This window comes from Microbacterium sp. SA156, from assembly GCF_049065455.1.
Taxonomy (GTDB): Bacteria; Actinomycetota; Actinomycetes; order Actinomycetales; family Microbacteriaceae; genus Microbacterium; species Microbacterium barkeri.
Genome location: NZ_JBAKGU010000017.1, coordinates 47,369 through 64,695 on the forward strand (window position 1 = coordinate 47,369; position 17,327 = coordinate 64,695).

A 17,327-nucleotide genomic window follows, 5' to 3' on the forward strand; every position below is an offset into this window, starting at 1 on the left:
GGCGCGAGCGCTCAGAGCGCGTCCTCCACACGAGGGCGCACGACGAGCGATCGCGGCAGCGCGCTCGCGCGCGCCCGCTCAGCCGCGCCCGGCAGGAGCGCGCGCCGGATGCGGCGCAGGGCGGCCGCGGCGGTCTCGGCCGGGAGCTCGTCGGATGCCCGCGCGTACGACGCGCGCTCGACCGCGCCCACGAGCAGCGCGATATCCGCCTCGGGAGCTCCGCACTGCGTCACGAGACGCCGGCCGAGCGCACGGGGCGACTCGCTCGCGCGCACGTCGACGCCCGCGTCGATCGCGGTGTCGACGAGCTCGAGCCACACGGCGCGCGACCGGGCCGCTCCCGAGGCGTTCAGTCGCCGCGACCGCCGCGCGCTCCGCACGACGAAGGGGAGCGCGACGACGAGCAGAGCGAGGATGGCGATGCCGATCGCGCCGAGGGCGCCGCGCGGATCCCACGCGGCGACCTCGGCGCCGTCCGCGCCGCCCGCACCCGGATCCGCCGAGGGGCGCGCGCTCGCGGTCGGCGTGGGCGCGTCGCTCGGGCGCTCGTCCTCCTCGACCGGCGTCTGACCGCCGTCGCTCGTCTGCGGAAGGAAGTTCGTGGGCACGCCCAGGGAGGCCGTGGGCTCGAACGGCACCCAGCCGATGCCGTCGAGATGCGCCTCGGGCCACGCGTGGAGCTGTGCGCTCGTGACCGAGTACGTCACCGACCCGTCGTCCGCCGGCGGGCCCGTCGCCGTTCCCGGCAGGTAGCCGACCACGACGCGCGTGGGGATGCCGAGGGTGCGCGCCATGACGGCGAACGACGACGCGAAGTGCACGCAGTAGCCCGCGCGCACCTCGAGGAAGTCGGCGATCGCGTCGACCCCCGAGCCGTCGAACCCCTCCGCGACGGGCGCCTCGAGCGAGTACCGGAACGCGCCGCCGCGGAACCAGCCCTGCAGGGCGCGCAGGGCGTCGTAGGGGGTCTGCGCGTCGGCCGTCACCTCCGCAGCGAGCTCGCCGATCACGGCGGGCAGCTCGGGCAGCGCGAGCGCCTGCTCCGGCGCCTCGCCGATCGCCGCGGCCTGCGCCTGCTCCCGCGTCGGGTCGGGCCGCTCCCACGTCACCGTGTACTCGGCGCCGAGGGAGGACGCCGAGTTCGTCACGAGCGTGCGGTTCGCGGTGAGCATCGACCACGCGTCGTCGACGCCCTCGAGCTCGACGGCCGCGTACGGCACCGGCAGGTAGCCGCCGGTGAGCCGCGTGATGTCGACGGACGCCGTGCCGCGCTCGCGCTCGACCGCGATCTCCTCGACCGGCGGCAGCCCGCCGCCGACCGCGGTGAGCGCGCCGGTGTCGGGCGTCCACACCTCCCCGTCGAAGGACGACAGGGTCGCGACGCGCAGGTACGGAGCCGCGCCGGCCGCCGTCCTGACCTGCAGCACCTCGGTCTGGGCGGGCTGGCGCAGGCTGGCGCCGAGATCGAGGTCGGCGTCGATCGTCGTCGTGGGGCCGAAGCCGGATCCGGGGCGCGCGACGGGCTGCGGGAGCAGGGGCGGGATGGCCATGGCGGCGACGACCGCGACAGCGCCGACGATCGCGGCGACGACGGACGCGGACGCCGTGTGCCCGACGCCCGTCCGCGGATCGCGCGCGCGGGTGTCGGCGCGCAGCATGAGGAGGATCGACACCGCGAGCGGAACGAAGAAGACCGCCTCCACGCGCTGCGGCACGACGAGCGACGGGATGAGCGACACCGTGATGAACCCCACCGCCGCGAGGAGGGGAAGCCGTGCGGTGAGGGCGACGTGCGACATGGCGATCGCGAGGAGGCCGACCGCGACCGTGATCACCCACGCGAGTCCGCTCGACGGCCGCAGCGGCGCGACGCCGTGGAGCACCTCATCCCACACGGCGCCGAGGAGCGCCTCGACCGCGCGCGGCGTCTGCGGCGAGGGGACGACGAAGTACCGCGGCACCGAGGCGGGCAGGAGGATCATCGCGCACGCGATCCACACGGCCGCCTCGGCGAGGAACGCCCAGGCGCGGTGACGCGTGCGGCGGACCGCGTAGCCGGCGGCGCACACGACTGCGACCGTGAACACCGTCTGGGGGAGCCAGATCGGGACGACGACCCTCGTCAGCGGGAGGGCGGATGCGAGGACGGCGATCGCCGTCCACAGGGCGAGCACGGGATCGGCGGGACGACGGCGGCGCTCGGCCCCGCGCGCCCGCAGCTCAGCGGCGTCCATATCGCGCTCCCGGGTTCACGGCGCGCTGCCATGCGTCCTCGACGTCCGCCTCGAGCGCGACAGAGCGCCATCCGGCGCGACGGGCCTCGTCGAGCGCGTCGCGCTGCGGGGCGGATGCGAACAGGAGGGGGAGCGCGCCGCGATGCGCCGTGCGGGCGAGCACCGCGGCGTCGGATGGCTCGAGGCGCCCCGCGATGAGCACGAGCGGCCCCGTGGTCACGCCCGCGAGCACCTCGTCGAGATGCGGCAGGGTGTCGGCGGAGCGCGTCCCGATCGTCGTGAAGGCGCGCAGGAGCTCGGCGCGCTCGTCGCCCTGGGCCGCGCCGCGCTGGCCGAGCGACGCGAGCGGCGCGCCGTCGCCGTCGATGACCCGGACGATGTAGCCGTCGGCCGCGAGGCGCCACGCGGCCGAGACGCACAGCGAGACCGCGGCCTCGAACGCGCTGTCGCCGCCGGGCGACGCGGCGGAGGGCGACCAGCGCGACGTGCCCCGGTCGAGCACGACGACTGCCTGCGGCGACGCCTCCTGCTCCTCCTCCCGCACCATGAACTCCCCGAGCCGCGCGGAGGCGCGCCAGTGGATGCGGCGCATCGAGTCCCCTGGAGCGTACGGGCGGGGGATGAGGTTGTCGCTGCCCTGGCCGCGCCGCTCGGCGCTCGCGAGCGCGACGCCCGAGTCGCCCGCGAGGCGGGGCAGAGGCGAGAGCGGGACGATGCGCGGCGTCACGGTGACGGGCGTCATCCCGCCCAGACGTCGCGTGCGGCGCGCGATGCCGAACGGGTCGTGCTCGACGACCGTGAGCGGCCCGAGAGTCCACGCGCCTCGGCGGACTCCCGTGACCGCGTACGTCAGCTCGAGCGCTCCGGACGCGCCGCGGCTCGGCAGGAGCGACGCGGGCAGCGCGCCGGTCGCATCGCCCGCGAAGCCGCCCGGCAGCTCGTCGGCCCACGTCCCGCCCGGCGTGGGCAGCGGGGACCGCCCCGAGATCCGCAGCGCGACCGTGCTCTCCTCGCCGACCGCGACGGTCTCAGGGCGGAGCGTCCGGATCACGCGCTCGGGGCTCCGGCGCAGGTACAGCGAGAGCGCGCACGCCGCCACGAGCGCGAAGAGGAGCATCGCGTACGCGAGGGCCTCCGTCGACCCCACCGCGTGCGCCGCGACGAAGAGCGCGGCGCCGAGAGCGAGCGCCCCGGCGCCGCGCACGGTGAGCGGGTGGCGGCGCATCGCGCTCAGCGCGCCGTCGCGAGCGGGACCCGGACGGCGTGCACGATGCGCTCGAGGATCGCGGGGATCGCGTCCGCCTCGCCGCGGTGCGCGGCGGCCGCGCGCGTCGGGATGAGACGGTGCGCGAACACGGGCGTGAGCAGTGCCATGAGATCGTCCGGGATGACGTAGTCGCGCCCGTCGAGCGCGGCGCGCACCTTGGCCGCGCGGACCAGCTGGATGGTCGCCCGCGGGCTCGCGCCCAGACGGAGGTCGGGATGGCGGCGCGTGGCCTGCGCGAGCGCGACCGCGTACTGCTCGACGACGGGCGCGACGTGCACGGCGCGCGCCCACGCGATGAGCGCCGCGACCGTCTCGACGTCGACGACCGCCGTGAGCGCGTCGAGCGGATTCGCGGTGTCGCGCTGGCGCAGCATGAGCGCCTCGGCCTCGGCATCCGGGTAGCCCATCGAGATGCGCATCATGAAGCGGTCGCGCTGGGCCTCGGGGAGCGCGTACGTGCCCTCCATCTCGAGCGGGTTCTGGGTCGCGACCACGAGGAACGGGCGCGGCAGCCGATGGGTCCGCCCATCGACCGTGACCTGCGCCTCCTCCATCGCCTCGAGCAGGGCCGACTGCGTCTTGGGGGAGGAGCGGTTGATCTCATCGGCGATGACGACGTTGGCGAACACGGCGCCCGATTTGAACTCGAACTCGCGGCTCACCGGGTCGAAGACCGACACGCCCGTGACGTCGCTGGGCAGGAGATCCGGCGTGAACTGGATCCGTCGCACGCTCGCCGCGATCGAGGCGGCGAGGGCGCGCGCGAGCTGCGTCTTGCCGACGCCCGGCACATCCTCGATGAGCAGGTGACCCTCGGCCAGGAGCGAGATGAGGGCGCTGTCCACGGCCTCGGGCTTGCCGTCGATCACGCTCGAGATCGCGCGCGCGATCCCGTTCGCCGCCTCGAGGAATCTCTCGGCCGTCATGGTCTCTGGCACAGGCCACCTCGCATTCGGGGTTAGACTATCTGCAGCTCTCCGCGTGGCGGCACCCAGGCCAACTCCCCCAGGACGGAAACGTAGCAAGGGTAACCGGGCTCTGTCGGGTGCGCGGAGAGCCTTTTCATGCCCAGGCGGGAATCCGCCCGTCGTCCTGCCGCGTCGAAGGTGTTCGACCTAGGGTGGATGACGTGGCGAGAAGCATCTACATCACGTCGGCCGAGGGGCATTCCGGCAAGTCCACGGTGGCGCTCGGCGTCCTGGATGCGCTGAGCAGGGCGACCCCGCGCGTGGGGGTCTTCCGTCCGATCGCCCGGTCGTCCGCCGAGCGCGACTACGTCCTCGAGATGCTGCTCGACCACGACGGCGTCGACCTCGCGTACGAGGAGTGCGTCGCGGTCACCTACGACGACGTCCGCGCCGACCCCGACGCCGCGCTCGCGCGGATCGTCGAGCGCTTCAAGGCCGTCGAGGCGAAGTGCGACGCGGTCGTCGTCCTCGGGAGTGACTACACCGACGTCGGCAGCCCCGCGGAGCTCGCCTACAACGCGCGCGTCGCGGTGAACCTCGGCACGCCCGTTCTGCTCGTCCTCGGCGGACGCGCGCAGCAGGGCCACACCGAGCAGCTCGGGACGACGTCGCCGCGCACGCCAGAGGAGGTCGCGCAGATCGCCGCGCTCGCGGTGTCGGAGCTCGTGCGCGAGCGCGCCGAGCTGCTCGCGACGATCGTGAACAGGGCCGACGGCGCCCGCCGGGACGAGATCCTCGCAGCGGTCGGCGCGGTCACCCCGTCGGCTCCGGTCTGGGCGATCCCCGAGGACCGGATGCTCGTGGCCCCGTCGATGGGCGACGTGCTGCGCGCGGTCGACGGCCGGCTCGTGAACGGCGACGAGGCGCTGCTCACGCGCGAGGCGCTCGGCGTGGTCATCGCCGCGATGTCGATGGAGAACGTGCTCCCGCGGCTCACCGAGGGCGCCTGCCTCATCGTGCCCGGCGACCGGAGCGAGGTCCTCCTCGCGGCGCTCCTCGCGAACGCCTCGGGCACGTTCCCGTCGATCGCGGGGATCATCCTCAACGGGCCCTTCGAGGTGCCGGAGGCCGTGTCGCGCCTGCTCGAGGGCCTCGGCTCGCGCCTTCCCGTCATCCGCGCGGACGGCGACACCTACACCACCGCCGTGCGGGTCATGAGCGCCCGCGGGCGCCTCGCCGCGGGCTCGCCGCAGCGCTACAACCTCGCGCTGTCGCTGTTCGAGAGCAGCGTCGACGTCGAGGAGCTCACCCGCGTGCTCGGGGTCGCGCGGGCGACCGTCGTCACGCCGCTCATGTTCGAGTACACCCTGCTCGAGCGGGCCCGCGCCGACCGCCGCCACATCGTCCTGCCCGAGGGCGACGACGACCGCGTGCTGCGCGCGGCGGGCATCCTGCTCCAGCGCGGCGTGGCCGAGCTCACGATCCTCGGCGAGCCGTTCGAGGTCCGCGCCCGCGCGATCGAGCTCGGCGTGGACATCCGCGAGGCGCACGTCCTGAGCCCGTTCGACCCCGTGCACGTGCACAAGTTCGCGACCGAGTACGCGCGGCTGCGGGCGCACAAGGGCGTGACCTACGAGCGCGCGGCCGACACCGTCACCGACGTCAGCTACTTCGGCACGATGATGGTGCACATGGGGCTCGCCGACGGCATGGTCTCGGGCGCCGCGCACACGACGGCACACACCATCCGCCCGGCATTCGAGGTCATCAAGACCGAGCCCGGCGTCTCGGTGGTCTCGAGCGTCTTCCTCATGGCGCTCGCCGACCGCGTGCTCGTCTACGGCGACTGCGCGGTGATCCCCGATCCGACGAGCGAGCAGCTCGCCGACATCGCGATCACCTCGGCGCAGACCGCGCGCCAGTTCGGCGTCGAGCCGCGCGTCGCGATGCTGTCGTACTCGACGGGGGAGTCGGGCACGGGCGCGGATGTCGACAAGGTGCGCGAGGCGACGCGGCTCGCGCGCGAGCGCGCGCCCGAGCTGCCGATCGAGGGCCCGATCCAGTACGACGCGGCGGCCGACGCCGCGGTCGCGAAGGCGAAGCTCCCGGGCTCGGAGGTCGCCGGGCGCGCGACGGTCTTCGTCTTCCCCGACCTCAACACGGGCAACAACACCTACAAGGCCGTGCAGCGGTCGGCGGGCGCCGTCGCGATCGGGCCGGTCCTGCAGGGCCTGAACAAGCCGATCAACGACCTGTCGCGCGGCGCGCTCGTCGAGGACATCGTCAACACCGTCGCGATCACGGCCATCCAGGCGCAGGGGGAGCAGCGATGACCGCGCGGAGCGTCCTCGTCGTCAACAGCGGGTCGTCGTCGTTCAAGTACCAGCTCATCGACATGGCCGCCGAGCGGGTGCTCGCCTCGGGGCTCGTCGAGCGGATCGGGCAGACGCAGGGCGCCGCAGCCCACACGGTCCGCTTCGCGGCCGGTCCCGGAGAGCCCGCGCCGGCGATCGCCGACGAGACGCACCGCCGTGAGACGGAGATCCCCGACCACACCGCCGGGTTCCGCGTGATGCTCGACGCGTTCGCCGCGCACGGCCCCGCGCTCGACGCCGACGCGCTCGCCGCCGTCGGGCACCGCGTCGTGCACGGCGGCGCGCGGTTCTTCGAGCCGACCGTCGTGAACGACCTCGTCGAGATCAACATCGACGAGCTCTCGGTGCTCGCCCCCCTGCACAACCCCGGCGCGCTGCAGGGCATCCGCGCCGCGCGCGCGGCGTTCCCGCACGTGCCGCACGTCGCGGTGTTCGACACCGCGTTCCACCAGACCCTTCCGCCCGCCGCGTACACCTACGCGATCGACCGCGAGATCGCGCAGGCGCATCGCGTCCGCCGCTACGGGTTCCACGGCACGAGCCACAAGTACGTCTCGGAGGCGGCGGCGCGCCATGTCGGACGACCGCTCGCGGAGCTGCGCCAGATCGTGTTCCACCTCGGCAACGGCGCGTCCGTCACCGCCGTCGACGGCGGCCGGTCGGTCGAGACCTCGATGGGCATGACGCCGCTCGAGGGCCTCGTGATGGGCACCCGGTCGGGCGACATCGACCCGGCGGTGCTCTTCCAGCTCGCGCGCAGGGCCGACCTGACGATCGCCGACCTCGACCGGCTCCTCAACACGCGAAGCGGCCTCAAGGGCCTCGCCGGGGTCTCGGACATGCGCGACGTGCAGGAGCGCAGGGCGGCGGGAGACGAGGCAGCCCAGCTCGCGTTCGACGTGTACATCCACCGGCTCCGCGCGTACGCGGGCGCGTATCTCGCGCAGCTCGGCGGGGTCGACGTCATCTCGTTCACGGCCGGGGTGGGGGAGAACTCCCCGGATGTCCGCGCTGCGGCGCTCGCCACGCTCGGGTTCGCGGGGGTGGAGATCGACGCGGCGCGGAACGCCGGGGCTCCGCGCGGCGAGATCGCGGTCATCTCGACCGACGCGTCGCGCGTGGCCGTCCTCGTCGTGCCGACCGACGAGGAGCTCGAGATCGCCCGCCAGTCCCTCGCCGCGGCGAGCTGACCGCCACTACGCTGGGGTGAACCGGCCATCCCGCGCGACGGAGGATCTGTGACCTCTCTGCCCGACTCGCCCCTTCCCGACCTGAGACGCTACGACGCCGTGCTGTTCGACCTCGACGGCGTGCTCACGCCGACGGCCGAGGTGCACATGCACGCGTGGCGGGCGATGTTCGAGGAGCTCTTCGCCCAGTGGGGCATCGAGCCCGCCTACACCGACGACGACTACTTCGCACACCTCGACGGCAAGAAGCGCTACGACGGCGTCGCCGCCCTGCTGCGCAGCCGCGATGTCGAGATCCCGTGGGGCGACCCGTCCGACGATCCCTCGCTCGACACCGTGTGCGGCATCGGCAACCGCAAGAACGCCGTGTTCTCGCGCGTGCTCGCGGACGAGGGGATCGCGCCGTACCCGGGCTCGCTGGCCCTCCTCGACGCGCTCGCGGCGGTGGGAGCGCGCGTGGGCGTGGTCTCGAGCTCGAAGAACGCGAAGGACGTGCTGACCGCCGCCGGCATCCTCGACCGGTTCCCCGTGATCGTCGACGGCGCGGTGGCCGAGCGCGACGGACTGCCGTCGAAGCCGGCGCCCGACATGTTCCTCGCGGGCGCCCGCCAGCTCGGCGCCGCCCCCGCCCGCTGCGCGGCCGTCGAGGACGCCCTCAGCGGAGTCGCATCGGCGGCCGCCGGCGGGTTCGCCCTCATCGTCGGCGTCGACCGCGGCGCCGGGGCGGCCACGCTCTCGGCCGCGGGCGCGCACGTCGTCGTGTCCGACCTCGCCGAGCTCGTCGGCCCGGCCACCCGCTGACCTCCGCCCTCCGTCCATCCGGCACCCGACCATCCGGAGCACACGCATGATCGATCGCGACCGCTTTCCCGTCGACCCCTGGCGCCTCGTCGAGACCCGCTACTCCGAGGAGGACGCGGGTGTCACCGAGACCCTGTTCGCCGTCGGGAACGGCTTCCTCGGACTGCGCGGGAACTACCCCGAGGGCCGCCACGCGCACGAGCACGGCACGTTCATCAACGGCTTCCACGAGACGTGGCCGATCCGTCACGCCGAGAGCGCCTACGGCTTCGCCGAGGTCGGGCAGACGATCGTCAACGTGCCCGACCCGAAGGTCATGCGCGTCTACGTCGACGATGAGCCCCTCTCGCTCGACCTCGCGGACGTGCGCGAGTACGAGCGCTCGCTCGACTTCCGCGACGGGGTCCTGCGGCGCCGTCTGCTGTGGGTCACGCCGTCCGGCAAGGAGGTGCTCCTCGAGTCGGAGCGCCTCGTGCCGTTCGAGGACCGGCACCTCGCCATCGAGCGGATGACCGTCACGGTCCGCAACGCGGACGCCCCGGTCGTCATCAACTGCCAGCTCATCAACCGGCAGGACGGGCAGGACGTGTACGGGGGCCACCCGCACGCGCCGGGCGCGACCGTCGACCCGCGCCGCGCCGAGCGCATCGAAGCGGAGCGCGTGCTCATGCCGCAGGAGCACTGGCAGGACGGCACGCGCACCGCGCTGTCGTATCGCACGGCGTCTTCCGGCATGTCGCTCGCGGTCGTCGCCGACCACGTCATCGAGACCGAGAACTCGCACGTGCACCGCGCGCTCATCGAGCCCGACATCGCGAAGAACGTCTTCCGCGTCGAGGCGAAGGCCGGCGTGCCCGTGACCGTCACCAAGACGATCAGCTACCACACGTCGCGCAGCGTGCCGACGGGCGAGCTGATCGACCGCTGCCGGCGCACGCTCGACCGCGTGCTCGCGGCGGGCGCGGCCTCGGTCTTCGAGGCGCAGCGTCGCTGGATGACGGGGTTCTGGGACCGGTCCGATGTCCGCATCGTCGGCCACGACGACCTGCAGCAGGCGACGCGCTGGTGCCTCATCCAGCTCGCCATGGCGGCGGCGCGCGCGGACGGATGGGGCGTGCCGGCCAAGGGCGTCACCGGCTCGGGCTACAGCGGGCACTACTTCTGGGACACGGAGATCTACATCCTCCCGTTCCTCGCGTACACGACGCCGCTCTGGGCGCGCAACGCCATGCGCATGCGCACGAAGATGCTCCCCGCGGCGCGTCGACGCGCCGCGAAGATGAGCGAGGCGGGCGCCCTCTACCCGTGGCGCACGATCAACGGCGAGGAGGCGTCGGCCTACTACGCGGCCGGCACCGCGCAGTACCACATCAACGCCGACATCGCCTTCGCGCTCGTGCGCTACGTCCGCGCGACAGGCGACGTCGACTTCATGGCGCGCGAGGGCGCGGATGTCCTCGTCGAGACCGCGCGGATGTGGACGACGCTCGGGTTCTGGCGGCAGAACGAGGGCGAGGAGAGCTTCCACATCCACGGCGTGACCGGGCCCGACGAGTACACGACCGTCGTGAACGACAACCTCTTCACGAACGTCATGGCCCGCTTCAACCTCCGTGCCGCGGCGAGGGTCGTCCGCACGATGGCCGAGAAGTCCGGGCGCGCGTACCGCGACCTCGTCGACCGCGTGCAGCTCGATCCGGGCGAGCCGGAGGCCTGGGAGCGCGCAGCCGACGCGATGTACATCCCGTACAACGAGAAGCTCGGCATCAACCCGCAGGACTCCCTGTTCCTCGAGCGCGAGGTGTGGGACCTCGAGCACACCCCGCGCGAGCAGCGCCCGCTGCTGCTGCACTTCCATCCGCTCGTCATCTACCGGTTCCAGGTGCTCAAGCAGGCGGACGTCGTGCTCGCCCTCTACCTGCAGGGCAACCACTTCACCGACGAGGAGAAGCTCGCCGACTTCGAGTACTACGACCCGCTCACGACGGGCGACTCGACGCTGTCGGCCGTCGTGCAGTCGATCCTCGCGGCCGAGGTCGGGTACCAGGACCTCGCGCTCGAGTACTTCGAGCACGCGCTGTTCGTCGACCTCGCCAACATGCACGGCAACACGTCCGACGGCGTGCACGTGGCGTCGGCGGGCGGCGTGTGGACGGCGCTCGTGGCGGGCTTCGGCGGCATGCGCGACCACGACGGCGAGCTCAGCTTCGACCCGCGCCTCCCGCGCGACTGGCCCGAGCTGCAGTACGCCCTCGCGTGGCAGGGCTCGCAGCTGGACGTCTCGATCCGGCGCGACGAGATGCGGGTCTCGGTCCGCTCGGGCGACCCCGTGACGTTCACGGTGCGCGGCGTGTCCCACACCGCGAGCGCGTCCGCGCCGGCCATCGTGCCGCTCGCGGATCAGGGGCCCGTGCGCCCCGGGCGCCCGACCATGCGCAAGTACTCGTCGATGCACCGCGAGGACGGCTCGCAGCTCGAGCCGACCCTGCCGCCGGTCACCACGGCCATCCCGATCGTGGCCGACGACCTCGTGGAGCGGTCGACCGACCCGCGCACGCTCGATTGAGCGTCGTCCGCGCCTGGCCGCGCACGGTTTGACTTTGCGCGGCCGGGCGCAGACAGTGGAGGGCATGCCCGACGAATGGACCTCGCGCCCCGCGCCCGTCGTGCGCCGCAGCGTCGCGGAGTCCGTGATCGAGGACCTGCGCGGTGCGATCACCTCGGGGGCTCTCGCTGTCGGCACGCGACTGCCGTCGGAGGCGCTGCTCGCGGAGCGGTACGCCGTGAGCCGGCCGGTCATCCGCGAGGCGCTGCGCTCGCTGCAGACCCTCGGGCTCACCCAGACGCGCACCGGCAGCGGCACGTACGTGACGGCGGACCGGATCGATCCGGCCACCGTGTACGGCGAGTTCTCCGCGCGCGACCTCATGGAGGCGCGCCCGCACATCGAGGTCCCCGCGGCGGGGCTCGCCGCCGAGCGCCGGACGGACGAGCAGCGCGACGAGCTCACCGCCCTGTGCGACGCGATGGACGCATGCGACGACCCGCAGGAATGGGTCGCGCTGGACACCCGCTTCCACTCCCTCGTCGCGCAGGCGTCGGGGAACGCGGTCTTCGCGAAGGCCGTCTCCGACATCCGCGATGCCCTCTCGCGTCAGTCGCAGGTCGTGAATCTCGTCGCGTCGCGCCAGGAGCCCTCCGGTCGCGAGCACCGGCGGATCGCCGAGGCGATCGCGGTCGGCTCGCCGATCGAGGCCCGCGAGGCCATGCGCGCGCACCTCGGCGAGGTCGAGCGCGTCGTCATCCCCCTGACACGACCAGCCGCTCGGGGCTGAGCGCGGCGCGCACCTCGTCGGGCGTGAGCAGCCCGCGCTCGAGCGCGACATCCGGAACCGATCGGCCCGTCCGCAGCGCCTCCTGCGCGATCTCGGTGGCCATCCGGTAGCCGAGCAGCGGGTTGAGCGCGGTCGCGAGGCCGATCGACGACGCGACGCGCTCCGCCATGATCTCGGGGTGCGCCTCGATGCCGTCGACGCAGCGGTCGGCCAGGAGCCGGCACGCCGCCGTGAGATGCGCGAAGCTCTGCGAGAGGGCGCGCGCGATCACCGGCTCGAAGGCGTTGAGCTGCAGCTGGCCCGCCTCCGCGGCGAGCGTCACGGCGAGGTCGTCGGCGATCACGGTGTACGCCACCTGCGTGACCATCTCGGGGATGACCGGATTCACCTTGCCGGGCATGATGCTCGAGCCGGCCTGCACGGCGGGCAGCGAGATCTCGCCGAGCCCCGCGCGCGGACCGGACGACAGCAGGCGCAGGTCGTTGCACGTCTTGGAGAGCTTGATCGCGATGCGCTTGAGCACCCCGGAGACGTGCACGAACGCGCCGGGATCCTGCGTCGCCTCGACGAGGTCGGCGGCGGTGACGAACGGGCGCCCCGTGAGCTCGGCGAGGTGCGCGCAGGCGCGGGCGGCGTAGCCTGCGGGGGCGTTGAGGCCCGTGCCGATCGCGGTGGCGCCCAGGTTCACCTCGAGCAGGAGCGCGGCCGACTCCCGCAGCCGCGCCCTGTCCTCGCCGAGCATGACGGCGAACGCCCCGAACTCCTGCCCGAGGGTCATGGGCACCGCGTCCTGCAGCTGCGTGCGGCCGACCTTGAGATGCGCGGCGAACTGCGCGGCCTTCCGGGCGAACGCCGCCTCGAGGTGCGCCATCGCCGCCTCGAGCTCGTCGACCGCCTCCGTGAGCGCCGCGTTGATCGCGGTGGGGTAGACGTCGTTGGTCGACTGGCTCATGTTGACGTGGTCGTTGGGGTGCAGGCGCGCGTAGTCGCCCTTCTCGTGCCCGAGCAGCTCGAGCGCGCGGTTGGCGATGACCTCGTTCGCATTCATGTTCGTCGACGTGCCGGCGCCGCCCTGGATGAGGTCGACGACGAACTGGTCGTGGAGAGCGCCCGCGCGGATCTCCGCGCACGCGGCCGTGATCGCGTCGCACCGGGCGGCGTCGAGCAGGCCGAGATCGCGGTTGGCGAGCGCCGCGGCCTGCTTGACGGCCGCGAGCCCGCGCACGAGGAACGGGAATCGTCCGATCGGCGTGCCCGTGACGGGGAAGTTGGCGACCGCCCGGGCCGTGTGGACGCCCCAGTAGGCGTCTGCCGGGACCTCGAGGTCGCCGAGGAGGTCGTGCTCGCTGCGCGTCTTCGTCATCACTGCTCTCTTCCTTGAGGCGGAACGTGCCTGTAAAGCTACCAGACAGATTTTCGGACTTCCGACTTGACATCTCACGCCTCGCGTGGTCGGATGTCGCAAGCTGTTTGGCAGCTAGCCAGATTCCGCGGCAACGTCGCCGCCCGACCGAAGGCAGACACCGTGTCGACCCAGACCCCCGATTCCGCCCCCTCGTCGCTCCCCGACGAGCAGTCCGGATTCCGCAAGGCGCTCCGTCCCCGCCAGATCCAGATGATCGCCATCGGCGGCGCGATCGGCACCGGCCTGTTCATGGGAGCCGGCGGCCGGCTCGAGAGCGCCGGTCCGGCCCTCGTCGTCGTGTACGCCGTCTGCGCGTTCTTCGCGTTCCTCGTGCTGCGCGCCCTCGGCGAGCTCATCGTGCACCGTCCGTCGAGCGGCTCCTTCGTGTCGTACGCGCGCGAGTTCTACGGCGAGAAGATGGCGTTCTTCGCCGGCTGGATGTACTGGCTGAACTGGGCGATGACCTCGGTCGCCGACGTCACGGCCGTCGCCCTCTACATGAACTTCTTCAAGCAGTACGTCGCGTGGCTCGCGGCGATCGACCAGTGGGTGTTCGCGCTCGTGGCGCTTGTGCTCGTGCTCGGCATGAACCTGCTGTCCGTGAAGGTGTTCGGCGAGCTCGAGTTCTGGTTCGCGCTCGTGAAGGTGCTCGCGCTCGTCGCGTTCCTCGTCGTCGGCGTCTTCTTCGTCGTGACCGGCACGCCGGTCGACGGCGTCGCGCCGGGCTTCCACCTCATCGCCGACAACGGCGGCGTCTTCCCGAACGGCGTGCTCGCCGCCTTCATCGTCATCCAGGGCGTCGTCTTCGCGTACGCCTCGATCGAGCTCGTCGGCACCGCCGCGGGGGAGACCCAGGATGCGCGCACCGTCATGCCGAAGGCCATCCGCACGGTGGTGTTCCGCCTCGTCGTCTTCTACGTGGGCTCGGTGCTCCTGTTCACGCTGCTCATGCCGACCACGTCGTACGCCGCGGGCGAGAGCCCGTTCGTGACGTTCTTCGGCGCGATCGGCGTCGAGGGCGCGGACATCATCATGAACCTCGTCGTGCTCACGGCGGTGCTCTCGTCGCTCAACGCCGGTCTCTACTCGACCGGGCGCATCCTCCACTCGATGGCGGTCTCGGGGTCGGCTCCCGCCGCGCTCGCCCGCATGAACCGCGCGGGCGTGCCCTACATGGGGATCGCCGTCACGGCCGTCGTCACCGCGATCGGGGTGGCGCTCAACGCGGTCGTGCCCGAGCAGGCGTTCGAGATCGCGCTCAACGTCTCGGCGCTCGGCATCATCAGCGCATGGGCGGTCATCGTCCTCTGCCAGCTGAAGCTGCGCAGCCTCGCCGAGCGCGGCGCGCTCGAGCGCCCCGCGTTCCGGATGCCCGGCGCGCCCTACACGGGCTACGCGACGCTCGTCTTCCTCGGCGCCGTCGTCGTGCTCATGGCGCTCGACTACCCGATCGGCAGCGCCACGGTCGCGTCGCTCGTCCTCATCGTGCCGGCGCTCATCGCGGGCTGGTTCCTCTCGCGCGACCGCATCCGGGCGCTCACGGCCGAGCGGACGGGCACGCTCGCCGCGCTCGCGCACCGCGCGGCCGCGACCCGCTCGGGACGGGCCGAGTGACGCCCGCCCCGGCCGTCGTCGTCGTCGCGACGGGCGGCACCATCGCGAGCCGCCCGTCAGCCGAGGGCGGCACGGCGCCCGCGCTCGGCGGCGACGCCATCACGGCGTCGGCCGGGGCGTCGGCGCCCGTCCGCGTGGTCGATCTGATGGCGGAGGACTCGGCCGCGCTCGACCTCGCGCGCATGCAGGAGATCGCCGACGCCGTGGCCGATGCGCTCGCCGACCCGCACACGACGGGTGTCGTCGTGCTCCACGGCACCGACTCGCTCGAGGAGACCGCGCTTCTCGTCGGCCTGCAGTGCGGAGCCGACCCGCGCCCGATCGTGCTGACCGGCGCGCAGTTCCTGCCCGACGATCCGCGGTCGGATGGCCCCGCGAACGTCGCGGCGGCCCTCGCGATCGCGTCGGGCGAGGCGGCCGCGCCGCGCCACCCTGCGACGGGCGGCGCCGTCATCGTGTTCGGCGGGCGCGTCCTCCCCGCGTGGGGCGCGTCTAAGGCGCGCACCGACGACGCCGATGCCTTCCGACGGGGCGGCGATGCCTCCGGGGCGCCCGCTCTCGCGACGCCCGCTCTCGCGACGGCGCGACGCGCGCACGACGGCGTCGCGCGTGTCCGCGTCGACGTCGTCGCGGTCGTCCCCGGCGGAGACGACGTGCACCTGCGCGCGAGCGCGGCGGCCGGCGCACGGGCCGTGGTGCTCGAGGCGCTCGGCTCGGGGAACGCGTCGCCGGCCATCGTCGAGGGCGTGCGCCGCTGCGTCGATCAGGGCGTGCGCGTCGCGGTCACGAGCCGCGTGCCGGAGGGAGCGCTCGCCGCGAGCTACGGCGGGGGAGGCGGCGGTCACGACCTCGTCGTCGCGGGGGCCGCGATGGCGCGCACGCTTCGTGCGGGCCAGACGCGCATCCTCCTCGCCGAGCTGCTCGCGCGCGGCATGGCCGACGACGCGATCGCGGCCGCCCTCGCCGCGTGAGCGCCGATCGAGGGTCACAGCGCGATGTCGGCGGGGAGCCGTAGGCTGGATCCGTGACCACCGCCTTGTATCGCCGCTACCGGCCGGAGACCTTCGGGGAGATGATCGGCCAGGCGCAGGTCACGGATCCGCTCATGACCGCGCTGCGCGGCGATCGCATCGGGCACGCGTACCTCTTCTCGGGGCCCCGCGGCTGCGGCAAGACGACCTCGGCGCGCATCCTCGCGCGCTGCCTCAACTGCGCAGAGGGTCCGACCGACACGCCGTGCGGCCGCTGCGACAGCTGCGTCGAGCTCTCGCGGACGGGCGGAGGCTCGCTCGACGTCGTCGAGATCGACGCCGCGAGCCACAACGGCGTCGACGACGCGCGCGACCTCCGCGAGCGAGCGATCTTCGCCCCCGCACGCGACCGGTTCAAGATCTTCATCCTCGACGAGGCCCACATGGTCACGCCGCAGGGCTTCAACGCGCTGCTCAAGCTCGTCGAGGAGCCGCCCGCGCACGTGAAGTTCATCTTCGCGACCACCGAGCCCGACAAGGTGATCGGCACCATCCGCTCGCGCACGCATCACTACCCCTTCCGGCTGGTGCCGCCGGCCGCGATGCTCGCGTACGTCGAGAAGCTGTGCGCCGAGGAGGGCGTGGCCGTGGCGCAGGGGGTGCTGCCCCTCGTCGTGCGCGCGGGCGGAGGCTCTCCCCGTGACACGCTGTCGATCCTCGATCAGCTGATCGCGGGGTCCGAGAACGACAGCGTGACCTACGAGCGCGCGGTCGCGCTGCTGGGCTACACGCATGCCGAGCTCCTCGACGAGGTCGTCGACGCGTTCGCGCTGGCCGACGCGGGCTCCGCGTTCGGCGCGGTCGATCGCGTCGTGCAGACGGGGCAGGATCCCCGCCGCTTCGTGGACGACCTGCTCGAGCGGCTTCGCGACCTCATCGTGATCGCGGCCACGGGCGCTGGCGCGTCCGCCGTGCTGCGCGGCATCCCGTCCGATGAGCTCGAGCGCATGGGGCAGCAGGCCGAGCGCTTCGGCGCGGAGCGCCTCTCGCGCACCGCCGACATCGTGAGCGCCGCCCTCGACGGCATGACCGGCGCGACGTCGCCTCGCCTCCAGCTCGAGCTCATGATCGCGCGCGTCCTCACACACGGTGCGGCCGCGGCTCCGGCCGGGGGCGCGCCCGCGGCCGGTTCCTCGCGCGGTCCGGCCGCGGGGCCTGCGGCCGGGG

At 73.2% G+C, this 17,327-nt stretch carries 12 protein-coding genes and 1 other RNA gene; 9 read left to right on the forward strand and 4 right to left on the reverse strand.

Translation table 11 applies throughout. The annotated features are described in order from the left end of the window. Positions 1–11: 11 nt before the first annotated feature. Genes ACOWU6_RS14545 through ACOWU6_RS14555 form a run of 3 tightly spaced genes read right to left on the reverse strand, consistent with a single transcriptional unit; the run spans position 12 to position 4,427 of the window. The gene (locus ACOWU6_RS14545) at positions 12–2,234 is read right to left on the reverse strand and encodes a transglutaminaseTgpA domain-containing protein (protein WP_421076128.1); all 2,223 of its coding nucleotides are present in this window, start codon (positions 2,232–2,234) and stop codon (positions 12–14) included. Beyond that, the gene (locus ACOWU6_RS14550) at positions 2,221–3,459 is read right to left on the reverse strand and encodes a DUF58 domain-containing protein (RefSeq protein ID WP_421076129.1); all 1,239 of its coding nucleotides are present in this window, start codon (positions 3,457–3,459) and stop codon (positions 2,221–2,223) included. Before ACOWU6_RS14550 ends, ACOWU6_RS14545 begins: the two co-directional genes overlap by 14 nt. 5 nt (positions 3,460–3,464) lie before the next feature. Continuing rightward, positions 3,465–4,427 (reverse strand): AAA family ATPase, encoded by a 963-nt coding sequence (locus tag ACOWU6_RS14555; protein ID WP_271174492.1) that lies wholly within the window; start codon positions 4,425–4,427, stop codon positions 3,465–3,467. 42 nt (positions 4,428–4,469) lie between these two features. On the opposite strand from ACOWU6_RS14555, the gene ffs reads away from it, so the two are divergent. The 6 genes from ffs to ACOWU6_RS14585 all read left to right on the forward strand — a co-directional run bounded on the left by ffs (position 4,470) and on the right by ACOWU6_RS14585 (position 12,110). Then, positions 4,470–4,566: signal recognition particle sRNA small type (gene ffs / locus ACOWU6_RS14560), an RNA gene on the forward strand. 64 nt (positions 4,567–4,630) lie between these two features. After that, the gene (gene pta, locus ACOWU6_RS14565; protein WP_421076130.1) at positions 4,631–6,742 is read left to right on the forward strand and encodes a phosphate acetyltransferase; all 2,112 of its coding nucleotides are present in this window, start codon (positions 4,631–4,633) and stop codon (positions 6,740–6,742) included. After that, positions 6,739–7,974, forward strand: a complete 1,236-nt coding sequence (locus tag ACOWU6_RS14570; protein WP_421076131.1) for an acetate kinase — start codon at positions 6,739–6,741, stop codon at positions 7,972–7,974. The genes pta and ACOWU6_RS14570 overlap by 4 nt, the downstream gene beginning before the upstream one ends. A gap of 57 nt (positions 7,975–8,031) precedes the next feature. Further along, positions 8,032–8,775 (forward strand): HAD family hydrolase, encoded by a 744-nt coding sequence (locus ACOWU6_RS14575; protein ID WP_271174543.1) that lies wholly within the window; start codon positions 8,032–8,034, stop codon positions 8,773–8,775. A gap of 46 nt (positions 8,776–8,821) precedes the next feature. Beyond that, positions 8,822–11,341 carry a glycoside hydrolase family 65 protein gene (locus ACOWU6_RS14580; protein WP_421076132.1) on the forward strand — a complete coding sequence of 840 codons (2,520 nt, stop codon included), beginning with the start codon at positions 8,822–8,824 and terminating at the stop codon, positions 11,339–11,341. 64 nt (positions 11,342–11,405) lie between these two features. After that, positions 11,406–12,110 carry a FadR/GntR family transcriptional regulator gene (locus ACOWU6_RS14585; RefSeq protein WP_282980256.1) on the forward strand — a complete coding sequence of 235 codons (705 nt, stop codon included), beginning with the start codon at positions 11,406–11,408 and terminating at the stop codon, positions 12,108–12,110. Here ACOWU6_RS14585 and ACOWU6_RS14590 read toward each other — a convergent pair. After that, positions 12,076–13,473: an aspartate ammonia-lyase gene (locus ACOWU6_RS14590; protein ID WP_271174487.1), complete on the reverse strand. Its 1,398-nt coding sequence runs from the start codon at positions 13,471–13,473 to the stop codon at positions 12,076–12,078. The two genes, ACOWU6_RS14585 and ACOWU6_RS14590, sit on opposite strands and share 35 nt — an antisense overlap. A gap of 93 nt (positions 13,474–13,566) precedes the next feature. Here ACOWU6_RS14590 and ACOWU6_RS14595 point away from each other — a divergent pair, with 93 nt between their 5' ends. From ACOWU6_RS14595 to ACOWU6_RS14605, 3 genes are all read left to right on the forward strand, one after another. Continuing rightward, complete coding sequence (locus ACOWU6_RS14595) at positions 13,567–15,129, forward strand: amino acid permease (protein ID WP_416383292.1); 1,563 nt, start codon at positions 13,567–13,569, stop codon at positions 15,127–15,129. After that, on the forward strand, positions 15,126–16,100 hold the full coding sequence (locus tag ACOWU6_RS14600) for an asparaginase domain-containing protein (RefSeq protein WP_421076133.1): 975 nt from the start codon (positions 15,126–15,128) through the stop codon (positions 16,098–16,100). Before ACOWU6_RS14595 ends, ACOWU6_RS14600 begins: the two co-directional genes overlap by 4 nt. A 53-nt stretch (positions 16,101–16,153) precedes the next feature. After that, a partial coding sequence (locus ACOWU6_RS14605; protein ID WP_421076134.1) for a DNA polymerase III subunit gamma and tau occupies positions 16,154–17,327 on the forward strand: 1,174 nt, incomplete at its 3' end.

Coding starts and splice junctions, on each gene's coding strand:
- ACOWU6_RS14555 (WP_271174492.1), bottom strand. CDS start 4,427: ATGACGGCCGAGAGATTCCTCGAGGCGGCGAACGGGATCGCGCGCGCG.
- ACOWU6_RS14595 (WP_416383292.1), top strand. CDS start 13,567: ATGTCGCAAGCTGTTTGGCAGCTAGCCAGATTCCGCGGCAACGTCGCC.
- ACOWU6_RS14590 (WP_271174487.1), bottom strand. CDS start 13,473: ATGACGAAGACGCGCAGCGAGCACGACCTCCTCGGCGACCTCGAGGTC.
- ACOWU6_RS14580 (WP_421076132.1), top strand. CDS start 8,822: ATGATCGATCGCGACCGCTTTCCCGTCGACCCCTGGCGCCTCGTCGAG.
- ACOWU6_RS14545 (WP_421076128.1), bottom strand. CDS start 2,234: ATGGACGCCGCTGAGCTGCGGGCGCGCGGGGCCGAGCGCCGCCGTCGT.
- ACOWU6_RS14550 (WP_421076129.1), bottom strand. CDS start 3,459: ATGCGCCGCCACCCGCTCACCGTGCGCGGCGCCGGGGCGCTCGCTCTC.
- ACOWU6_RS14570 (WP_421076131.1), top strand. CDS start 6,739: ATGACCGCGCGGAGCGTCCTCGTCGTCAACAGCGGGTCGTCGTCGTTC.
- ACOWU6_RS14585 (WP_282980256.1), top strand. CDS start 11,406: ATGCCCGACGAATGGACCTCGCGCCCCGCGCCCGTCGTGCGCCGCAGC.